The 21,423-nt window shown below is 49.4% G+C and carries 17 protein-coding genes; 3 read left to right on the top strand and 14 right to left on the bottom strand.

The genetic code is table 11. The features are described 5' to 3' along the window. Positions 1-8 precede the first annotated feature (8 nt). The 5 genes from kdpC to ytxJ all read right to left on the bottom strand — a co-directional run bounded on the left by kdpC (position 9) and on the right by ytxJ (position 5,514). Entirely contained in the window at positions 9-569 is a 561-nt protein-coding gene (kdpC, locus tag IFU39_RS28455) for a potassium-transporting ATPase subunit KdpC (protein WP_192136166.1), read from the bottom strand. 99 nt (positions 570-668) lie between these two features. Then, a complete protein-coding gene (kdpB, locus tag IFU39_RS28460) occupies positions 669-2,669 on the bottom strand; it encodes a potassium-transporting ATPase subunit KdpB (RefSeq protein WP_213016944.1) in 2,001 nt (666 codons plus the stop codon). Positions 2,670-2,877: 208 nt separating this feature from the next. Further along, positions 2,878-4,557 carry a potassium-transporting ATPase subunit KdpA gene (gene kdpA / locus IFU39_RS28465; protein ID WP_197997952.1) on the bottom strand — a complete coding sequence of 560 codons (1,680 nt, stop codon included), beginning with the start codon at positions 4,555-4,557 and terminating at the stop codon, positions 2,878-2,880. A 58-nt stretch (positions 4,558-4,615) separates the two neighbouring features. Further along, positions 4,616-4,747, bottom strand: a complete 132-nt coding sequence (locus tag IFU39_RS28470) for a potassium-transporting ATPase subunit F (protein ID WP_206759601.1) — start codon at positions 4,745-4,747, stop codon at positions 4,616-4,618. A gap of 227 nt (positions 4,748-4,974) precedes the next feature. Continuing rightward, on the bottom strand, positions 4,975-5,514 hold the full coding sequence (ytxJ, locus tag IFU39_RS28480) for a bacillithiol system redox-active protein YtxJ (protein ID WP_244661151.1): 540 nt from the start codon (positions 5,512-5,514) through the stop codon (positions 4,975-4,977). 222 nt (positions 5,515-5,736) lie between these two features. Here ytxJ and IFU39_RS28485 point away from each other — a divergent pair, with 222 nt between their 5' ends. After that, a complete protein-coding gene (locus IFU39_RS28485) occupies positions 5,737-6,591 on the top strand; it encodes a hypothetical protein (RefSeq protein ID WP_192136174.1) in 855 nt (284 codons plus the stop codon). Between the two features lie 101 nt (positions 6,592-6,692). On the opposite strand, the gene IFU39_RS28490 is transcribed toward IFU39_RS28485, so the two are convergent. The 3 genes from IFU39_RS28490 to IFU39_RS28500 all read right to left on the bottom strand — a co-directional run bounded on the left by IFU39_RS28490 (position 6,693) and on the right by IFU39_RS28500 (position 8,155). Beyond that, a complete protein-coding gene (locus tag IFU39_RS28490) occupies positions 6,693-7,121 on the bottom strand; it encodes a VOC family protein (protein WP_192136176.1) in 429 nt (142 codons plus the stop codon). 166 nt (positions 7,122-7,287) lie between these two features. After that, positions 7,288-7,848, bottom strand: coding sequence for a hypothetical protein (locus IFU39_RS28495; RefSeq protein ID WP_206759602.1), 561 nt, complete (start codon positions 7,846-7,848; stop codon positions 7,288-7,290). Between the two features lie 79 nt (positions 7,849-7,927). Then, positions 7,928-8,155, bottom strand: coding sequence for a hypothetical protein (locus IFU39_RS28500; protein WP_017691180.1), 228 nt, complete (start codon positions 8,153-8,155; stop codon positions 7,928-7,930). 177 nt (positions 8,156-8,332) lie between these two features. Between IFU39_RS28500 and IFU39_RS28505 the strand changes: the two genes are divergently transcribed. Together IFU39_RS28505 and IFU39_RS28510 are read left to right on the top strand one after the other, a co-directional pair. Next, positions 8,333-9,208 (top strand): CPBP family glutamic-type intramembrane protease, encoded by an 876-nt coding sequence (locus IFU39_RS28505; protein WP_192136179.1) that lies wholly within the window; start codon positions 8,333-8,335, stop codon positions 9,206-9,208. Positions 9,209-9,224: 16 nt separating this feature from the next. Next, a complete protein-coding gene (locus IFU39_RS28510; RefSeq protein WP_192136182.1) occupies positions 9,225-9,986 on the top strand; it encodes a MerR family transcriptional regulator in 762 nt (253 codons plus the stop codon). A 48-nt stretch (positions 9,987-10,034) separates the two neighbouring features. On the opposite strand, the gene IFU39_RS28515 is transcribed toward IFU39_RS28510, so the two are convergent. From IFU39_RS28515 to IFU39_RS28540, 6 genes are all read right to left on the bottom strand, one after another. Then, on the bottom strand, positions 10,035-10,907 hold the full coding sequence (locus tag IFU39_RS28515; protein WP_091012111.1) for a sugar phosphate isomerase/epimerase family protein: 873 nt from the start codon (positions 10,905-10,907) through the stop codon (positions 10,035-10,037). Positions 10,908-10,919: 12 nt separating this feature from the next. Next, positions 10,920-11,795 (bottom strand): sugar phosphate isomerase/epimerase family protein, encoded by an 876-nt coding sequence (locus tag IFU39_RS28520; protein ID WP_192136184.1) that lies wholly within the window; start codon positions 11,793-11,795, stop codon positions 10,920-10,922. Between the two features lie 17 nt (positions 11,796-11,812). Then, a complete protein-coding gene (locus IFU39_RS28525; RefSeq protein ID WP_192136186.1) occupies positions 11,813-14,944 on the bottom strand; it encodes an alpha-mannosidase in 3,132 nt (1,043 codons plus the stop codon). Next, complete coding sequence (locus tag IFU39_RS28530) at positions 14,941-17,253, bottom strand: glycoside hydrolase family 3 N-terminal domain-containing protein (RefSeq protein ID WP_192136187.1); 2,313 nt, start codon at positions 17,251-17,253, stop codon at positions 14,941-14,943. Before IFU39_RS28530 ends, IFU39_RS28525 begins: the two co-directional genes overlap by 4 nt. A 50-nt stretch (positions 17,254-17,303) precedes the next feature. Then, positions 17,304-19,523 carry a helix-turn-helix domain-containing protein gene (locus IFU39_RS28535; protein WP_192136188.1) on the bottom strand — a complete coding sequence of 740 codons (2,220 nt, stop codon included), beginning with the start codon at positions 19,521-19,523 and terminating at the stop codon, positions 17,304-17,306. A gap of 178 nt (positions 19,524-19,701) precedes the next feature. Beyond that, positions 19,702-21,339 carry an extracellular solute-binding protein gene (locus tag IFU39_RS28540; protein WP_192136189.1) on the bottom strand — a complete coding sequence of 546 codons (1,638 nt, stop codon included), beginning with the start codon at positions 21,337-21,339 and terminating at the stop codon, positions 19,702-19,704. Positions 21,340-21,423: the final 84 nt, after the last annotated feature.

Raw genomic sequence — 21,423 nt, forward strand, 5'->3', positions numbered from 1 at the left:
TTAATTCGTTAATTCAGTTCCGTTGTCAGCGCCACATTCAGAGCCGTTACATTCACACGCGGTTCCCCGAATATACCCATTTGACGACCTTCCGTATGCTCATTTACAAGTTGCACAAGCTGCTGTTCACTAAGTCCCGTAGCTTCGCTGATGCGCGGGATCTGCGCCTCAGCGGCTTCGGGAGAGAGATCCGGGTCAAGTCCAGATCCTGAACCCGTCACGAGATCAGCAGGGATCTGCTGCAATCCCGGGTTTTCCTGCCTAAGCTGAGCAATCTTTTCCTTCATCTCACTGATATACTCATCCGAAGCTACGGCACGATTCGAACCGGCTGAAGCCGTTGGGTCATAACCGGCATTTGATGCCCGGGGCTGGAACAGCCCCGGCGATTGGATTTCCTGCGCCAGCAGTGACGAGCCAATAATTTTCTCATTTTGGTTAATCAGACTGCCATTCGCCTGCGCAGGGAAGAGAAGTTGGGCTACGCCAGTCGTTACAAGCGGGTAGATTAGACCGCAGATCAGCATAAGCACGACGGACAGCCGTACAGCGGGTAAGAACATGTTCATACAGATCACTTCCTGAGTTCATTAGGATAAAAGGACAATTTTGATAAACGTTGCAGTCTATCACGCTTTAGTTCAAGATTTCGAGATCACATCGTTTTCTCATAGAATCCCTGACAGAACCATATCAATGAGCTTAATGCCGATAAAAGGTACAATCACACCACCTACGCCATAGATGAACACATTGCGACCAAGCAGTCGTTCGGCTGACATCGCCCGATACTTGACCCCTTTCATTGCGATAGGAATGAGTAGCGGAATAATAATGGCGTTGAAGATGAGCGCCGACAGGATCGCAGACTGCGGTGAAGCCAGATTCATAATATTTAGCGCCTGAAGCTGCGGCATGGCGAGAATAAACATGGCTGGGATGATGGCAAAATATTTCGCGATATCATTGGATATCGAAAAGGTTGTAAGCGCACCGCGTGTAATCAGCAGCTGCTTGCCAATGGAGACGACCGACAATAGCTTGGTCGGATCGGAATCCAAGTCAATCATATTGGCCGCTTCCTTGGCCGCCATGGTGCCCGAATTCATTGCCAGGCCCACATCAGCCTGGGCCAGAGCAGGAGCATCGTTGGTACCGTCGCCCGTCATGGCGACGAGTTTGCCCTCCTGCTGCTCTTTTTTGATCGCCGCAATCTTATCCTCGGGCTTCGCTTCGGCAATAAAATCATCCACGCCCGCTTCCAGCGCGATAGTCGCTGCGGTTAACGGATTGTCGCCTGTACACATAATGGTCTTGATGCCCATAGCGCGCATCTCAGCAAACTTCTCTTTCAGCCCTGGCTTCACAGTGTCTTTCAGATAGATCACACCGTAAATGCGTTCATCGATGGCTACAGCAAGCGGCGTACCTCCGGCCTTTGCAATTCGATTTGCGATCTCATCCAGATCTTCCGGTATACGGCCTCCTTCGGAAGTGATATATCTTTTGATCGCATCCACCGCACCTTTGCGGATCTTCATTCCGCTACTCAGATTGAGACCGGACATCCGGGTCTCTGCCGTGAATTCCACATTTTCCGCATGTGCATATTCCGTCTCCGGCCAGCTCTGGCCTTGTCTGCCTGCCAGTTCTACAACAGAACGTCCTTCCGGGGTCTCATCTCGCACAGAAGCCTGTAAAGCAGCTTGCGTCATCTCTGACGAAGTAATACCCTGAACGGGAATAAACTCAGATGCCATGCGGTTTCCGTATGTGATCGTTCCTGTTTTGTCCAGAATCAACGTGTCGATATCCCCGGCTGCTTCCACCGCTTTACCTGACATGGCGAGCACATTGAACTGCGTAACACGGTCCATCCCGGCAATACCAATGGCAGACAGTAATCCACCAATGGTGGTTGGGATCAGGCAGACGAGCAGTGCGATCAGGGTCGCTAGATCCAGTCGAATACCCAGGTAATTCGCCATCGGAACCATCGTGAGTATGACGATCAGGAAGATCAGCGTTAATACGGCGAGCAGGGTTGTCAGCGCGATTTCATTGGGTGTTTTCTGGCGCTGTGCGCCCTCAACCAGAGAGATCATCCGATCAAGGAATGACTCGCCCGGATCGGTCTGTACACGCATGACGATGTAATCAGACACGACGCGGGTACCTCCGGTAACCGATGAAAAATCGCCTCCCGCTTCCTTGATAACCGGGGCAGATTCTCCCGTAATGGCCGATTCATCAATGGAGGCCAAGCCTTCTATAATCTCACCGTCCGTCGGGATTAGTTCACCAGATTCCACACGGACCATATCGCCTTTTTTCAATTGGGTCGAAGACACGTGTCGGATGGTTCCATCCTTCTGTACCAGATTGGCCATGGTGTCCGACTTCGTCTTGCGTAACGTATCCGCCTGCGCCTTACCTCTTCCTTCTGCAAGTGCCTCCGCGAAGTTAGCGAACAGCAGCGTGAACAGCAAAATGAAAAATACGGCGATATTGTACCCGCGCCCAGCCTCGGATGCGGTGAACAGATCGGGATTAATGCATAACAAGAGCGTAATGAATGTACCCACCTCGACAATAAACATAACCGGATTTTTGATCATGACCACTGGATTAAGCTTCTTGAACGCATCCAGTGAAGCCTGAAGTATCATATCCTTGCTTAACGACCGTTTCGATCCGGGATCACGTTGAATATGACCGTGATTGTTATCCGGCTCATTGCCCTTCGTTCTAAACATTTCTGTATCCATGTGTTGCATCGTCTGCTCCTTCTTTCGTTCGACTGCATTCATCGTGCACTGCCACCTCCATACGTTACGTCGATACACCAATTTCTCTGTAGAGTCCCTGTCGTATCCCTCATTGAATCATTGCCAAGTGTTCTGCGATCGGTCCAAGGGCAAGTGAAGGGAAAAATGTGAGTGCGCCGACAACAACAATCATCATGACCAGAATGCCAGCAAAGAGAGGCGTGTGTGTCCGCAATGTGCCTGTGGTTACAGGTACAACCCGTTTCGTAGCAAGTGAACCCGCGATAGCCAGCATGGCGATCATGGAAACGTACCTTCCGAGCAGCATAACGATACCAATCGTGATGTTGTAAAAGTCTGTATTGGCATTCAGTCCGGCAAAGGCCGATCCATTATTGGCTGCACCCGAGGCAAAAGCATAGAGAACTTCGGTCAGGCCATGCATGCCCCCGTTCGAGATGGACGCAACAGCTTCAGGCCGCATAAGTGCGAGTGCCGTTGGCGCAAGAATAATCAAAGGATGAATGAGCAAGGCGATGGATGCGAGCTTCACTTCTTTGCCCTCGATTTTTTTGCCCAGGAACTCAGGTGTACGTCCCACCATCAATCCACAGATAAACACAGCCAGAATCACATACAACAGTCCGTTGATCAGCCCTACCCCTTTGCCGCCAAACACGTTGTTGAGCATCATCTGGGCCAGTGATACCATGCCTCCAAGTGGAGTGAGCGACTCGTGCATATTGTTGACTGAACCTGTTGTGGCTGCCGTCGTGACTGCTGTGAATAAAGCAGACTCGGGTATGCCGAACCTGACCTCTTTCCCTTCCATATTGCCTTGAAGACCTGCTGCATCCAGCGCAGGTACACCGCGATATTCGGAGACAAATACCGTGGTCAACATCACAATGAAAAGAAAACTCATCGCCGCGAACAATGCCCAACCCTGCTTCCGGTTATTGACCATCAAGCCGAAGGCGTATACCAGTGCCGTTGGCAGCAGCATCATGCAGACGATATGCACCAGATTGCTCAGGGCCGTCGGATTCTCGAATGGATGTGCAGCATTGGTTCCAAACCAGCCACCACCGTTGGTGCCAATATGTTTGATTGACTCCAGTGAGGCGACCAGTCCACGTGATATGGTCTGCTGCGCACCTTCCAGCGTGGTTGCGTTAACCGCTCCAGCGAGCGTCTGTGGAACCCCCTGGAACACGAGGAACAAGGCCACGATGAAGCTCAGCGGTAAAAAAATACGTGTAATCGACCGTACAAGGTCGACGTAAAAGTTCCCCAGTTCATCCCGGCGTCCTACCAGTCCGCGAATGAACGCAATGGCTACCGCGAATCCCGTTGCTGCCGACGTGAACATCGGGAATGTCACGGCCAGCATCTGTGACAGGTACGACAGGGCGTTCTCGCCCGTATAAGACTGCCAGTTCGTATTGGTCATGAACGAAACGGCCGTATTAAATGCTTGCGCCGCTGGCATATTGTCAATCCCATCCGGATTGAGCGGTAAATATTTTTGCAGTCGCAGCACCAGAAACATTAATACCAACATTACAAAGTTGGAGAGGAGAACGGCCGTGAGGTACTTTTTCCACCCCATGGACTCATTCTCCCGTACCCCCATCACGCGATAGAGCAGTCGCTCCGGCCCGCCAAAAACCCGATCCAGCCCCGTTCGCTGTCCATCGAAGACGTTCACTATATATTTTCCCACCGGTTTCACCAGCAGCAGGATGATCAGCAGCGTCACTGCTACTTGCACTACACCGATACCCATATCCGCATTTCCTCCCTATTCAACGTTCCCTTGTTCCGCTTTACGTACAGTGTCAGCATCAGAATTTCTCTGGCTTCACCAGCACATAACCGAGATAAATCACCAGTGCGAGTACAATCATGCCGATGGCAATCATTCCGCTCCCCCTCTCTACCCTCAAGCCTTTTCGCAGAATTTCACAAATCCCCAAAACACCGCAAACAGCAGCACAACCAATCCAATCATCGTGGCATCATTCACCATGCGCCCTTCCTCCCTCTCTCTACCGTTCTCTGCACCTGCTACATGTAAAATCGTAATATGAAACGCTGTAAAAAAGGGGTAAAGAAATGCCTTCACAGGTGTAAAAAAAGCGTAAAAAAGACCCGCTCTCCTCAGCTATGGGCTGAAAAGGACGGGTCTATGAAGGGTATCTATTTATCCAAACGGATTCTGCGCCCACTGCAATAATCTCTTTTTCGTGATTTTGCCATGAGATGTATGTTTCACAACTTGCCCCTGATCGAGCAGAATTACCTGTGGTGACTCGTGGTGAACCTCTGTCTCTTCCGCAATATGGCGGGACAAAGAGCGATTTTCAATCACTTTGACGATGCGGTAATCCATGGGATGTTTGGGATCTGACACATTGGTGCCTACAAACGCCATAAACTCTCTGTACGCTCTCGCACTGGTCGGACAAGTTGTGCTGTGTTTCAGGATAAGCACCGGATGATCCTGCGAACGCTGGATTGCCTCTTCCCAGTCACCTGGTTTGTGCAATTCCCGGACATGTTCGCTGAGCATATGTTCCGAGTCTGACCCCGCACGTTTGCTAACCACCGAACCAATCACAATGCCAAGCGCCAAGCCAAAAGCAATCCCGAGTCCAAGCTGCTGTGTAGCCGTACCAATGCTGACTCCCATAGCCGTTCCTATGGCAAGCCATACGGCTTGATGATTCACCTTTTTATCCATACAGATCTTCCCTTCACGAAATATGTATATCAAGGCTATAACTTCTCACCTTACATTCTGATCAAATTATAGCATAGGCCTCTGTGAGCAGGCGTTGATAATCTTCATCTCCGAGTACGGATTTCAGCGTTTCGATTTATGCAAAATGCTCATTTGTGATACACTGGTTGTAATTTGGAAACGATGAACATGAAGAATGGATTGGAAGGGCGGAGATTCCATATGACATACGCATTTATGATTGAACCACAGGATTTTATTGCGCTGGATAACGAAGATGAGCTGATTGAGAAATGTCAGGAGTGGGGCCTGCTTTCCGGTAAAGCGACCAAACTCAAAACGTTCTATTATAAAGGAAACGGATTAAACATGCCGTGTACCATCATTGGATATGTCGATCACATGGCAGCCGTAATTCAACTGGATAATGGACAAAAGCATTGCATTCACCCGTCGTATCTGAAGGAAATGCAAGCGTCCAGTTACAGCGCCAGAAGCATAAGTAATGCCGGGTCAGATCGAAGCACAGAATCGACAACTTCGGATACAGTCGCACCAGTCTCTGCTGATGTTACGTCAACTCCAGATGCCCTGGTTAATCCGGATGAAATTCCGGCGGATCTGGATGATTCGGACGACACGGACACAGATGAATTCTCCTCTGGGCTGAAGGGTGATCCGGATGGACTAGTAGAAGCGTATGTTGGACCTCAGTCTGGGGCAGCCAGTGAAGCCAAACCTAAAGCCAAAACAGCGAGCAAAGCCAAGAGCGTTAAGATTGATCTGCCCGAAGGCAAAGTGAAGATGAGTGCCGTTGTCAAAGAATTCACCACTGTGCCGAATCACTTCTCTGACAATGACGATGAAGTCATCATCTATGAAGCAGTTACCATCACGGAGCCAGACGTCATTGACGTTGGGGAAGCCTGGTCGAGCCACAGTGCCACCGTTAAGAAACAAGAACTGGAAGTGGGAGACGTTATCACGTTTGAAGCCAAAATCATCAAGAAGAAGCTGACACGTAACCCGGTTCCTTATAAAATCAACAACCCTTCCAAGATTCAGAAGGAAGGGTAATCCCACGCCGTATAGGGAAAAACAAAAAAACCTCCAGAACTGCTCAAAGCAGATCGCGGAGGTTTTGCCGTTTGTAGGCTATATTAGCGAAGAGTACGCTCTTAAGCTTGTCCCGGTTTAGCACTGACCTGAAAATGTACGCCGAATTTGTCAACAACCGTGCCGTAGGCTGGACTCCAGAACGTCTCTTGTATCGCCATTTCCACTACGCCGCCATCTTCCAGTTGGCTGAAAATAGCTTTGGCTTCATCCACAGTATCCGTGTTCACAGTAATACTAACATGATTACCTATGGTGTACGGCATGCCTGGAAATGTGTCGGATAACATTAATACCGAGCTGCCAATCTGCAAAGAAGCATGCATAATACGGTCTTTCGCTTCTGGCGGGATGGGATGATTCGGGTCAGATGGACCGTCACCAAACGTTTGAAGTGCGAGCACTTCCGCTCCAAATGCCTTTTGATAAAAATCTACCGCTTCACGTCCATTACCGTCTGTTATCAGATACACATTCAAGCTGATCGACATGCGTTCTTCATCTCCTTGGGCTCATGTAATTATACGATTCACGCCACTTGCGACATGAGTATATATGAACAGGTTGTCCTTTGACAAGCGTATATTTCCTCACTTACTCTTTGGATCGTTACACCATTAGGGTTACCAATATATTTTTAATCCATCCGTCTCTCCATTACTTCTTGCGCCTGCGTATATAGCAGAGAACCGTGATCAGAACACCCGGAACCAGTGCTGCAAAACTGGCATAGATCAGACACCATTTCAACAAGGTAAATACCGGAGTGAGTTCAGCAAGCACAGTCGTACGTTCGGGATAACGATACATGATCAGAGACGCACCTATATTTTCAAGCATATCCATAGCCCAACCTAAGACTGGAATCAGATTCACCCAGCGCCAGCGACTCTTCACCGGAAGCACGCGATAAAGTACTGATAACAGAACGACCAATAACAACAGATAGGCCAACGGCCATATGAGGTCAAATGTGAACCGTGCATAGATATAGGCGCTCCGCCCTGCTTCTCCATACTGCTCAGCCATCTGATAAAGATCATCCGCAGTGTACAAAAAAGAGGAATCCGGGGACTGCCCACCACCTGTGGCCTCCTCCGACTTTGCCGCCTGCCAGGGCAGAATCAATACAATAAAACAAGCAAATACAACAACTGCAGCTGCAACCCATTTCCAATTCACCCGCTGATAGAACCAATTTGACACTTTATTCAGCACATTCCGTCCCCTTTCCGATAAAAAAAAGACCACTCTCCCGAATCCTATCGGTAAAATGGTTGTGTTCAATCCTATGAAGTTATCGAGCTTGAACGATGTTATCTATTTCACTTTTCAATAAGAGGTATCGGTGAACACTTCTCATGATCGGGACCTTCGTTAGTTTGTTCTTGTCCACGTACAGTTTCATCTGGTCTTTGGTCAAACCAAGCAAACTTCCAGCTTCCGATACCGTCAACACTACCTCGGGGTTCGTAGCATTAAACGTCCTCTTTACTTTCTGATTCCAGTCCTCGAATACCTGCATAGATCAGTGACATCTCCTATCCATAGCCAGTTATTATCAGGCTGAATATATCCAGTATACCACACTTGTGCTGCTCGTAACTTAATCCTTGCGCAGAACCATATTCTGATAGGCATATTCCCTGCTTGACCCTGACGTTAACTCGAGGGTTTATACTGGCTTCAGGAGGGGATTAGCATGAGTATGTCACCTGAACATGTAACCAAGAAACGACGCAGAAGTGGAATAGCCATTATCGGATTGAGTTGGTTGATGATGACATTGGGTCTGTTTTTTGCTACACTCGCAGGGGAGTTTGTCAGCACTATTGGTGCTACTGAATGGATGGTTCATCTCACCCAAGCTGTTGTCATGATTAGTATCGTCTTGCCCGTACTATTCGTCATTCGAAGACACTTCCATATGAAGTCCGTTCTTCTTCCTCTGACAGGAAAAAGCATAATTCACTTGCTCTCTGGCGCATTATTTGCCACTTCTCTGGCCTTCATTGGGTTAGCGATAGCTAGTATGAACAACTGGATTACGATTACGGAGTGGCACTTTTCAGCCGAGTTCTTGCTTGTTGTCATACTTAATAGTTGTATTGCTTTCTTGTATGAAGCTTTGCCAGAGGAACTATCCATGCGAGGCATGGTCTATGATGGATTACGCTTCAGACTCCGACTTCCTGTGTTTTTCGCTTATGTAACTCAAATCATACTCTTTCTGCTGGTTCCGATGAGTGTCAGCCTATTGCAAGAGATCGTCGGTATGGATGCCGGAAACCGGATAACCTTGGATTATATGATCCTGCTCTTGACCTATGGTGTTACGTTACAGCTTCTGCGCAGTTTGACCGGATCTTTATGGGCATCCATCGGATTTCATATCGCTTACCTGGAAGTAGCCCGATTCGTTGTTGTGCCAGGTGATAGACCGGCATTGTTAAGTTATACTGCGCAAGATAATGGGTTGGCCGAAATATTTATTTTGTATATGATGATAATCTTCGTCGGTGGAATCATTCTGGCGGTGCTCAATGCATGGCGCTGGTGGAGAATACATAAATCATGAGGGAGGGCTCTGCCTGTTGTATACCGTTGGACAACTATCCAAACATACCGGAGTATCCATCCGAACACTGCATTATTATGAGAAGCTGGGTTTACTGCGACCGGCCCGTAACGAGATCAATCAGTATCGTTTATATGGTGAAAAGGATATTTTACGGCTTCAGCAGATTACCATTCTGAAGAGCATGCATTTTAAATTGAATGAGATTGGAGAATTCCTCGATCAGGATGCTGCTCGCTCCGAACCAGAGAGTACCCTCACTTTATGGAATAATACGTTGGAACAACAACTGGCCGTCGTCAAGGAACAGCAGGAGAGATTAAGCAAGGTCGAGCATCTTCTTTTTTCAACCATATATGCCATCAGAGCCTCCGGTACAATCAGTCTGGATGAGATGTTGGGTTTCATCCGTGAACTGGATCAGCCTCCGAGCAGGTTCCGTCAAGATGTTTTTACACCTGAAGAAATGGAATCGTTACCTCTGAATAATCAGAACAATTCACTATCCATGGAATGGGCCGATATTCTTAAAGATATTCATACATGCAAGATGGAACCTCCGGATTCCGAAGCCTCACGATTACTGGCCATCCGAATCTCTGATTATGCTGAAAGGACTTTTCAAGGGAATGCAGAATTGGCAGAAAAATATTGGGATTATATCACCCCAGAGGATGATCAGTCAGCTCGTGTATATGGTATGACAACGGAAACCATGCGTTACATCGAAATGACCCTGGATCGATGGGCAGTCCAGAATCCTGATGATCAACAATAAGAGCCACTTCGAAAAGTGGCCCTTGATCCATTCCCTCTTTATGCTTCGTTACGCCTCTTCCCAGAAGCGTCGCAGGTTGTCCATGGCGATTTTGGATGCGGATTTGCATTCCTCCATACCCTCGAACTCCACCGTAATGTTGCCATCATAGCCGGAGTCTTTGATCAACTTAACAATTTTACGAATCGGAATGTCCCCTTGTCCAACGATGGCCCCACGCAGGAAGTTGCCATAGGCTGTCGTGAACCACTCACCCTCACCCGGATGCTCATCATAAGGACGGAAGTAAAAATCTTTGAAGTGGACCAGAGAAGCGTACGGCAGATTTTTCATGACACCGATGATCGGATTCTCATCCACACACATGAAGTTGCCAATATCGAGTGTTGTTTTGAAGTTCGGACGGTCCACAGCATGCAGCACACGCTGCACCCGGTCACTCGCCTGCACGCTGAAGCCGTGATTCTCAATGGTTGTGGTGATACCAAACTGCGCAGCATAGTCCGCAATGATCTGGCTTCCCCGCACCATCAGCGGCAGATGGTCCTCGAACCAGGCGATGGTCATCTTCTCCTTTGGCAGGGTAAACGCCGTGACGTCATGACGCATATGTTTCACACCCATCCGGTGTACCACATCCACATGCCTTTTGACCCGGGCCATCTCTTCTTCAAACGCCTCTTCCGTCTCCTGCACGAAATTGGCTGGCATCGAATAGTTGGACAGTTCAATACCTGCAGACGCTGCCCGTTCCCGAATCGCATCCGCCAGATCGTGATTATCCTCCACGGTATAACCGTAAGGTACCATCTCCATATGCTCTCCACCGTTCGCCGCAATCCAGTCGATCACATCCAGCACCGTCATCTCACCGGAATTCAAATCGTTCAACAAACTGTACGTGCTCAGGCCCACTTTCATCTGCTCAGCTCCCTATCGATATTGTTGGATGAATCGAACCGCCTTACGAATGTCCTGCTCCGGCTGATGGCCTACCTCGCGCTCAATCGTCAGATAACCGGTGTAACCAATCTCCTGAAGCGCTGCAAAGTATCCGTCAAAATCAACGCCACCCTCGCCCAGTGGCACCTCACGAAAGAACGTTCCGGACGAGACCATCTCGGCAATTTTTTCGTGATCCATAGGCGCATAACCGACCGCTCCGTATACGTCTCGTGGATCGACTTCCTTCAACCGCACACCATCTTTCACATGGGTATGTACGATGTAATCCTTAAGCAGACGAACGCCCTGCGCCGGATCATCTCCAGTCACCATCACCATATTTGCCGGGTCAAAATTCACCGATACCCCGTTGGTCGACAGTGTATCCAGGAATCCTTTTAAGTCAGCTGCCGTTTCCGGCCCTGTCTCAATGGCAAAGTATGCGCCAACACTTTTGGCGTATTGGCCCAGTTCCTCACAAGAAGCATGCAGCGTGGCATAAACCTCTGATGAAGGGTCATGTGGAACAATGCCGATATGTGTTGTGACGATGTTGGTACCCAGATCGAGGGCCAGATCCACGATCCGCTTCGATTTCTCCACTTTCCACAGATTATCTTCCTTGACCTGAAAACCATGTCCGCCGAGGTCACCAACCAGTGCTGAAATTTCGAGACCCAGCGAATCGATGTAACTCTTCAGTTCCTTGCGCGCCGCAGGTGACAAATTTTCAGGGTCCATCTCTCCCTTGACGGCGTATATCTGTACACCTTCTGCACCTACGTCTTTGGCCTTGTTCAGCCCTTCCCGTACACCTACGCCAAAGCTATCCACGATGACACCGATCTTATTCGTTAATTTCATGTCATACCTCCTGAAGATTACGTATTTGGATTCACTGGAACAAGTTTCACTGACTTAATTTCATACGGTTTGAATGTCAGTTCGAATGTGCCGTTCGGACAAGCCAACGGATGGATCTCATCCTCCAGCAGATTAATGACAGACGCCTTAATTTCTCTTTTAACCCATTCGACCTGTACCGTTTCTCTACCTCCTGATGACTCATAGAAACGCAGCACCGTTCCCGATCCATCTTCTGCGGGTTTGATTGCATCCAGAATGACATGCTCACTATGGAACTGAACCCAAGCATGTTCAGATGGCAAGTGACCCGAAGACGGGCTCGCTACAACAACTTCCACCGGATGATTAAGCTCCATTGCGCGGCGAACGACAGCAGCTTGTCGCCAATCCCCCTGATGTGGCAGGAACGAATATGTGAATTCATGTTCTCCCTGATCGGCATGTTCATCCGGCCATTTCGGGGCGCGAAGCAGGGACAGGCGGATCGTCCGATCCTTGATGTCGTATCCGTACTTGCAATCATTCAGCAAACTCACACCACTGTTACCCTCTGAGATATTCGCCCAGCGATGACCGCAGACCTCGAACTGCGCCTGCTCCCAACTGGTGTTGTTATGGGTTGGACGCTCCAACGCTCCAAACGGGATTTCATAGGCTGCTTTGGCTGCCACCAGATCCACCGGAAATGCCACCTTGAGCAGCTTATGACTCTCATTCCAGTTCACTTTCGTATGGAAATCAACACGCCGCTGGTGGTGATGCAAAATGATATCCTGGCTGATCTCCGATTGATTCAGCTTCCACACATAACGCAGCACATCTCGCGTAGCTCCGCGCTGCACAACCTCTCTGGAGATCAACTGCACCACACCTGCCCGCTGCGATTCAAACCGTGGATCGATATCCCAGGCATCCCAGTACGTCGGTTTGTCATGGAAAAACTGCCACTCATTCGCCCGATCACCGGGCTTCAGCCAGTCGCGTCCTACCGTTTTGTCATACCACTTGGTGATCTCTCCCAAGTCGTTGAACTCAAGCGTGTAAAATTCGGTTTCCCATGTGGAAGGGAAAGTTTCTTCTTCCCTTACTGGAAGGATAACATCCGATGCCTCACGCAGCCATATGGTTGTATACCCAAAAGCAGGAATCGATGGAACATGCACGAGCAGCGTATACTTGTCTTCCTTTTGCTCCAGATCACAGGCCAGACGGTTTCCTTGACGATCAAATGCAGCCAACTCAGCGAGGTGAGCACCCCCTGTGATGGTGATGTTTTCTCCACGTTCCCAGCCGAGGCTGTTAAATATAATGTAGGGAAGACCATCAGCTTCATCGGTTGCAATGTTCTCCGCAAGGATATCCAGCGTTTCTCGCAGTGCGGATGTACCTAATGTAAATACCTTCGTGTACTCCTCGGTGGACGTTACGTATACTTCAGGAATCGATGTTCCCGGAATAATGTCATGGAATTGGTTGAGCATGATCAGCTTCCAGCCTTCATCCAGGTCATTCTTCGTGTGTACAGCGCAAGCTTTGGCAAATTGCCCCCAAATCTCCGCTTCCCGGTACAATACCTCTGCCTTTCGATTGCTACGTTTGTTCCTCGCATGGGTCGTATAGGTTCCCCGGTGTAACTCCAGGTACAAGTCCCCGTGCCACTTTGGCAACGTTGGATTATTGGACGATATGTCTTCAAAAAAAGCGCCTGCCGTGCTGAATTTGCTGATTGGCTGCCCGACCATCAAGTGGGATCGCTCTGCAAACTCCACCATCTCATTCGTCACACCGCCGCCACCATCGCCATGTCCGTAGAGCAACATCTGCTCGGGATGCACATCCTTCTGTTTGTACGATTGCCAATGTTCATCCACATCTTTGGGCCGCGTATGCTCATTCACCCCATGATTCAGATAGGCAAGCACTGAAGTTCCATCAATGCCTACCCAGTCGAAGAGGTCATAAGGAAACGCGTTGGTGTCATTCCAATTCAGCTTGGTGGTCATAAAATAAGGAATATTCGCAAGCTTCAGCATCTGCGGCAAGGAAGCACAGTAGCCAAAAGTATCGGGCAGCCACTCAATGTTGGAGCGTCTGCCAAACTCCGCCTGGTAGAAGTTCTGTCCATACAGAATCTGCCGGACCAACGACTCGCCACTCGGAATGTTCAGATCCGGCTCCACCCACATGCCTCCGACCAACTCCCAGCGGCCTTCAGCAATGCGTGCTTTAATTCGCTCGTACAGCTCCGGGTAATGCTCTTTCACGAAGGCATACAGCTGCGGCTGGCTCTGGGAATACACAAAATCCGGATACGTGTCCATCAAGGTACACATGGTCGAGAACGTGCGACTGGACTTGCGAACCGTCTCTCGCACAGGCCACAGCCAGGCAATATCAATGTGGGATTGTCCAACCAGATGCATGAAGCCACTTCGATATTCCTCCGGGTCTTCCTGCTGTACCGACTGTACCAGTCCATGTTCAAAATTCTGTATCCATGCTGCATCAGTCCAGCGGTCCGGATTATTGTACATCTCATCCATCACCTGGTGAATGGCCTGAACAAGTGCCATCCGCTTGGGCTCCTTCTCGTTATATGCCCGGAGCGACTCGGCGAGTACCGTCACGCTATACATCAGGCTCTGCAAGGGCTGATTGATATGAACCAATGCTGTACGGATGCCCTGAATAGGCGGCTGAATCACAGCTTGTCGATTGAGTGGATCATGCGGCTCCGGGATCGGGTCGTAGAGTTCAATCTCCAACTGCGGCGTATTCCCTACTCGACTTCTCGGAAGCGGTACGAATCCGTGATTCCGATCCAGTCCGTGATAAGGCAAGCCATTCACCTTCAGCAGCCCTTCTCCTCCAGTCTCAAAAATCAACCCAATGGCTTGATCCTGCCAACTGTCCGGAATCTCCACACGTTTACTCAGAAAATACGTCGTTCCGTGTACGCTGTTCAGCGGATTCAAGCTCTGCATAGCCTTGTCTGGACACTCATCTTTATGTTCATATCCCTGCTCATACTCGTATTCCCCTGGCCGAATGTACCGGGCCTTCTGCATATGCCATTCTGGAAGCTCGATCGTATCCAGCCACTGCGACCGGTTCATATCCTCAATGAATCGTTGAATCCGAATCATACCTCCACCCCCAACTTCTGAATGTGCAGACTGCAAGCGGTCCAGTCAGCAGAATTGCGGCCAACCATGAGTCTGAATTCACCCGGTTCTACGACAGACTGGAGACGGGCGTCGATCAGTACGAGGTGTTCTTTTTGCACAGGGAATGTAACGGTATGAGTCTGTCCTGGCTCCAGATGGATTTTACGAAAACCTTTCAGTGACATTTCAGCCCGAGTGACCGAAGCCGATACATCCGTGATGTACAATTGCACAACTTCACTTCCCGCAACCGCTCCAGTATTCGTGACTTCAACCATCACCTGTGCTTCATCTTCTGTCCCGATCACTTCCGGTACTACCCTAACATTCTCATATGTGAATTCGGTGTAGCTCAGTCCATAGCCGAACGGATACTGCGGTGCAAGGTCCATCTCCAGATACCGCTTGCCACGCGTGCGCTTGGCATGATAGTAGACCGGAAGTTGCCCAACATGCTTGGGAATGGAGACGGTAAGGCGGCCAGATGGATTCACATCGCCAAACAGAATATCTGCGATGGCGTTACCACCTTCCTGCCCGGGGTACCACGCTTCCACAATGGCATGGACATGCTCATCAATCCAAGGTTCAGCAATGGGGCGGCCGTTAATATACACCACGATAACGGGTTTACCCAGCTTATGAACCTCCTGCACCAGCTCCAATTGAACACCCATGAGATTCAGGGAAGCCCGGTCAATGCCTTCGCCGCACTCCATATCATTCCATGGGTCATCGGTTACCACAGACGCTCCTGTCCGCAAGTCGATCGTGCCTTCACCAAAATCGCGGGCGCTGGAACCACCCATCACCATCACGATGACATCCGCCTGTTCCGCACAGGCGAGCGCTTGCGCAAAACCTTCTCTGGAATCGCCTTTAATCCGGCAGCCAGGTGCGTACAGCACCTGACCCGAATCCACGCCAAGCTTGCGCGTAATGCCATCCAGTACCGTGACGATCTGTTCTCTCGGCTGTGGTGAGGTATAGTCCCCAAGTTGGTTATAGATATGGTTCGCGTTCGGACCAATGACAGCCAACTTCGTACCTGTTTTGGCAAGCGGAAGGATATTTCCTTCATTTTTCAGTAAAACAATCCCCTCTTGTGCAACTTCCCTCGCCAGCTGAGTATGGTCTTCACATCCGATAACCCGCTCTGCAAACTCTGGATCAACGAAAGGCTGTTCGAATAACCCAAGTCTGAATTTCATCTCCAACACCCGCCGCACAGCCAAGTCCAGATCCTTCTCTTCGATCAATCCCTGCTCAAGCGCCTGACCGAGATGTTTGCGATACATGTACCCGGACATCTCCATGTCCACACCTGCCTGAAGGGACTGTGCCACGGCCTGCTCCCCGTTCTCCGCGGTATTATGTCCATGGACTAACATCTGAATGGCGCCAAAATCAGTAATCACAAATCCGTCAAACCCCCACTGCTCGCGCAGAAGGTCATTCAGCAGATACGTACTGGACGTACACGGTACGCCATCAATCTCGTTATAAGCGGTCATCACGGAACAAGCCCCGGCTTCCACTGCTTTTTTGAACGGCAATAGATCTATTTCATGCAATTCACGTAATCCCATATGTACAGGTGCTGCATTACGCCCACCCTCCGAGCTGCCATAAGCCGCAAAATGCTTGAGTGTCGCCACAATCGTCTGGTTGGAATCTAGACGGTCACCCTGTAGTCCCTTCATGGCTTCTACTGCAAATTCACCAATCAAGTATGGATCTTCGGCAAAACATTCCTCCGTCCGTCCCCATCTCGGGTCACGCACCACATCAAGCACCGGGGAATACGTTGCTGCTCCTCCCTGGCTCCGGGTCTCCACAGCGATGGCTTCACACATCTTGCGGTATAACTCCATATTCCACGTGCTGCCCACCGTTAACGGTACGGGGAAAACTGTCGCTCCAATTGCCATATGCCCGTGTGAACACTCTTCCCCGAACAAAATGGGAATGCCCAGCCGGGAATGCTCCATGGCATAATGTTGAATGACATTCGTGGCAACGGCTCCCTGCCGTGGTGTCAGACCTGTCTCCAGCGTCACTTCAGTCCACGGATCGGCCCGAAGCACGCCATACAGGGAACCGACACCGCCTTGTTCCATGTCCACTTCGAACTCTTCCGTGACCTGTACTGTGCCATCTGCTGCCTTCACATACGTCTTCCAGCCCATCGGCTGAATGAGTTGTCCAATCTTCTCTGCCGTTGTCATCCGTCCGATCAGATCCTGAACTCGCTCCTGAATGGGAAGCGAAGCATCTTTATAGTCCATATGCACATTCTCCTTATGCGTTCGGAATTAGTTAGGCGCGTGAACTTGCGTCACATGGCTTTCCGGTAGTCACTTGGTGCCATACCCACCACGTTCTTGAAAGCCCGGTTGAAGGAATTATAGTTGGTATATCCCACTTCTTCACTGATTTCCTGAATGGCCTTATCGGTCTCCTGCATGAGCAATTTGGCTTTTTCGATGCGATGACTAATGAGCAGATCCACAAACTTCTCCCCAATCTCATCCTTGAAAAGCTTGCTCAGATACTTCGGATTAATATCAAATCGATCACTAAGGTAGTTCAGCGACAAATCGGGATTATTGTAATGCTCTTCGATGTATTTGCGAATCTCGAGAATATGAGATCTGTGTTTTCGCGAACATTGCAGCGTCTTCATCTGCAGGGCCAGTTCCCGGAACCCTTCCCAGCACAGCTCACGCAAATCGTCTAACGTCTCCCAGCCCTCAAGCCTTGGGAGAAGCGGGGTGAATATAGCGGCCCACGAATCCTGGTACTCCCGTGGAAGTTCGGCGAACTCCCGATTGTAATGTTGAAATAACAATTGGATCGTATTCATAATCTCCTGACGGGACAGAACGGACTCACTGATTTGTTCAAACAGTCTTTCAAAATGCTTTTCCCACACATCGTCCGATAGACGCATCGCCTGTACCAGCAGTGAGATGGTCTTCAGGAACTCATACACATCATTGGTCGAATTCGGTACATCGCTACACGGAATGATGCGATTTATCCCCAGTACAGCCTTGTACTCCAGCGCGTGCACAGCTTCTTTCAATGAAGCTCTCAACCCCCGAATATCGACAGCAACCCGGCCCACACCAATGGTCACGGTGAAGTTCAGATACTGATCGATTCTGTCCAGATAACCAGCCAGCAATCGATGCTCCGTCTCCTCGGCCTGTTCCATGTCCGGCATCCAGAGGATGGCGTACAGACGCTGATCGGAGATCCATTCAGTCCATACTTCCGTGCCTTCATGGCGTGCACTCTCTTGCAGAATACTGGACAACACGAATTTCAGGAGGGATTGGTCCTGATGATGATACTCCGCCACAAATGCATCATACCGATCCATTTCAATTACCATGACGGCCCAACGATGCTCCAGCTCAGGCAGCTTGAACTTCTTCATCTCTGCTGTCAGCTCCGTGCTCGTAAAGTCTCGTGTGCCTTCAAGCAACTCCTGAAAGAACATCCTTTTCTGCAAAATCAGATTCTCTTCATGCTCCTCCTGATATTGTCTCGTCTGATCAATCATGCGTTCCAGCGTGGTATGGATGAAACGGAATTCATTCTCTTTGCCATAGTTCAGTCCGGATTGTTTCTGCGAAGAGACAGTCTGAATTAACGTGACAATCTGCTGAATCGGCTTGTAGTTTCTGCGGGTCACATAGATCACCCACACCACGCCAATCAACACAACCACTACAGCAAAGGCAAACCAGATATTATAAAATTGCAGCGCCCATTTGACGATTTTTCCGTTATTGAGACCTGTCTGCACCTTCCAACCGCTATAACTCGACGTAAATTCGGAGAAGACTTCTCCCGATGTGGTTTTAGTGGAAGCTGTAATCCCTTCCGGCATGCTGCTATCCCACAGATTGCCGCCTGAACGGTTGAAGATGTTTACAAACGTAAATTCCGGATCATACATCTGCATGATGGACTTCCTCAGGGTACTCAAGTCCACATTGGTGACTACCAGTCCTTTGCCGTTCCCTACACTTCGCACAATCGTAATCACCTGCTCCGTCGCTTGTGAAGGGAAAGCCCGGAATGCTCGTGCCCCTGCCCACTTTTGTTCATCCCTCGTCCGGCTATCTGCAATAAAATCTGCATCCGGGAACTCTTCAATGGGAACAGCCTTCCCGTTACTGAAGACCGTGCCATCTCCATATCGAACGAGATATATCGAATCGATCAGCGGATACTCTATTTTCAATTCATCAACTACCTGGACCGCCTGAATGCCGGCATACACATCATCGCTGCCAGATACCGAGAAATAATTCTTCAAGTTAGGGTTGGTCAAAATCTCACGCAGTACCTTGAAGTCAATGGAGCGCAAAGAGTTGTCCAGATATTGTGTGACCTGTGAGGCCAGGAATTCATTGGCCTTAAGCGCTTCTCTACGGTTCTGTTCATTGAAGACCTGGAAGAAAATAAAGAATAGAATGGTCGTCACAATAAAGAAAACAGGCAGATACGATAACAGCAAACGTCTAAACCAATTGTTGTTCATCTCCGAGATCCCCCCACCATTACTGTTCATGCTGAATGACGACAATCATTTGTGCTGATCGCTAATTTTCCATAAATATTCAGTACATTATATCGGATGACGTGGGGTTGTCATAGGAGAAGACTGTCCCGGTCACGGGTGACAGACGGGACAGCCTCTATATTGAATCCTTCAACAATTATTGATTCTTCTCAATGGCGCGCTGGTAGATCTCAAGATAATTACTCAGCCCAAGACCATCGAAGCCTTTGACATATGCATCCCATTCCTTATCAATGCTCTTGCTACCGATAATGAACTGCGCCATATTTGTCTGCACATAATCCTTGATGGCCGTAGTCAGTTGTGCAGCTGATTCCGTATCCTCTGGACGGATAAACACGTTCGCAGGGTATACTTCTTTTGGTGCATAGGGTTCATACACATTGGTAGCTTGCGCCAGACGTGTACCATAACCCTCTGCTTCTAAAGGATTCTGCCCTTCGGCAAACAGATTACGGAACGAGTTGGACAAGTCATGCGCTCCGATCTGTGACCAGCTCTCGTTCACAACAACGTTCGGATCACGCTCAGGCAGGTTGTAGTAGCTGTATTTGGCCGGCTCGCCATTGATGTTTTTCTCATCAGCATCTGCCTTCTTCCAGCCCTTGCCTTCGGTTGGTCCATACTCCGCGTACAGCGCACCTTCTTCACTGAACATGTAATCTACGATTTTGATGGCGGCAATCTGCTGTGCTTCTGTCGCTTTGTTCGTGATGGCAAACTCAAACTCACCCACGCTCTGTGTGGCGCCTGTTGTCTGCACGCCATCCGGCCCTTTCAATGGAGGGACAATATCCCAGTGCTGGTGACGAGTGATGTCTTTGTCATAGGTATTTACGAGATAGCTGACCAGCGCCGTCGTAATGGAACCTACCACTTCATCGCCTTCTTTGTTCCCCAGCTGTCCAATCGCCTGATCGTTCTGCGTGAAGGAAGCTGGATCAATCAGGCCATCTGCATACAGCTTGTTCATGTACTCCAGCCCTTTCTTCCATCCTTCCTGATTGGCGGCAAAACTCACCTTGCCATCGTTCACGATCAGGTACTTGTCGTTGTCATTGTATATGAAACTATTCATCAGATAGGCATCAATGTTGCCATTCCATACATACTTGTTCGGTGCACCCGTAAGTGGAATCTCGTCCGCTTTCCCGTTACCGTTGGGATCCTGTGTCTTAAACGCCTTCAGAACGGTATACAGTTCATCGGTTGTTGTTGGCATTTTCAGACCCAGATTATCGAGCCATTCTGTGTTGATCCAGTATTTCTGTGCATACGTACAGTGGTAACATTCATTGAAGATCGGCAGTGCATAGATGTTGCCATCCGGCGCCGTAATGGCTTCTTTGAAGTATGGCTTCTCTTCCATAATCTTGGTCAGGTTCGGACCATACTCCTTAATCAGATCTTGTAGCGGAAGGAACACGCCCTGTTTTCCATAGGTTTGAAGGTCTGAGGTGGTGAACTTGCCGTGAAGAAACACTTCGGGATAATCACCACTGGCCAGCAGCAATTGTCTGCGATCCTGCAAGGCGTCCGTTGGGGCCAGATCCCATTTTAGGGTAACGTCGAACTTGTCTTCGATAAATTGGGTGAATTCATTCTCTTCCATGGACGCTTTGCCTTGCGGAGCAAAGAGGGTCATAGTTACAGGACCGCCGCTCTCCCCGCTACCGTCGCTACTTCCACCCGACTCCTCGGATGAACTGCATGCGGACAACAAAGCCATCGAAGCAAAGACCAGAAACAACATCGAAATCCAAGATTTTCTCAATCTGACTCCTCCTTTTTGTTCATAACGGCAAATTATTGACTTGTACTGCACGTGTATAAAATCGATCCCGGAAGCCGGCGTGTT

Origin of the sequence: Paenibacillus sp. CFBP 13594 (genome assembly GCF_014842675.1) — a bacterium.
Lineage (GTDB): Bacteria > Bacillota > Bacilli > Paenibacillales > Paenibacillaceae > Paenibacillus > Paenibacillus amylolyticus_B.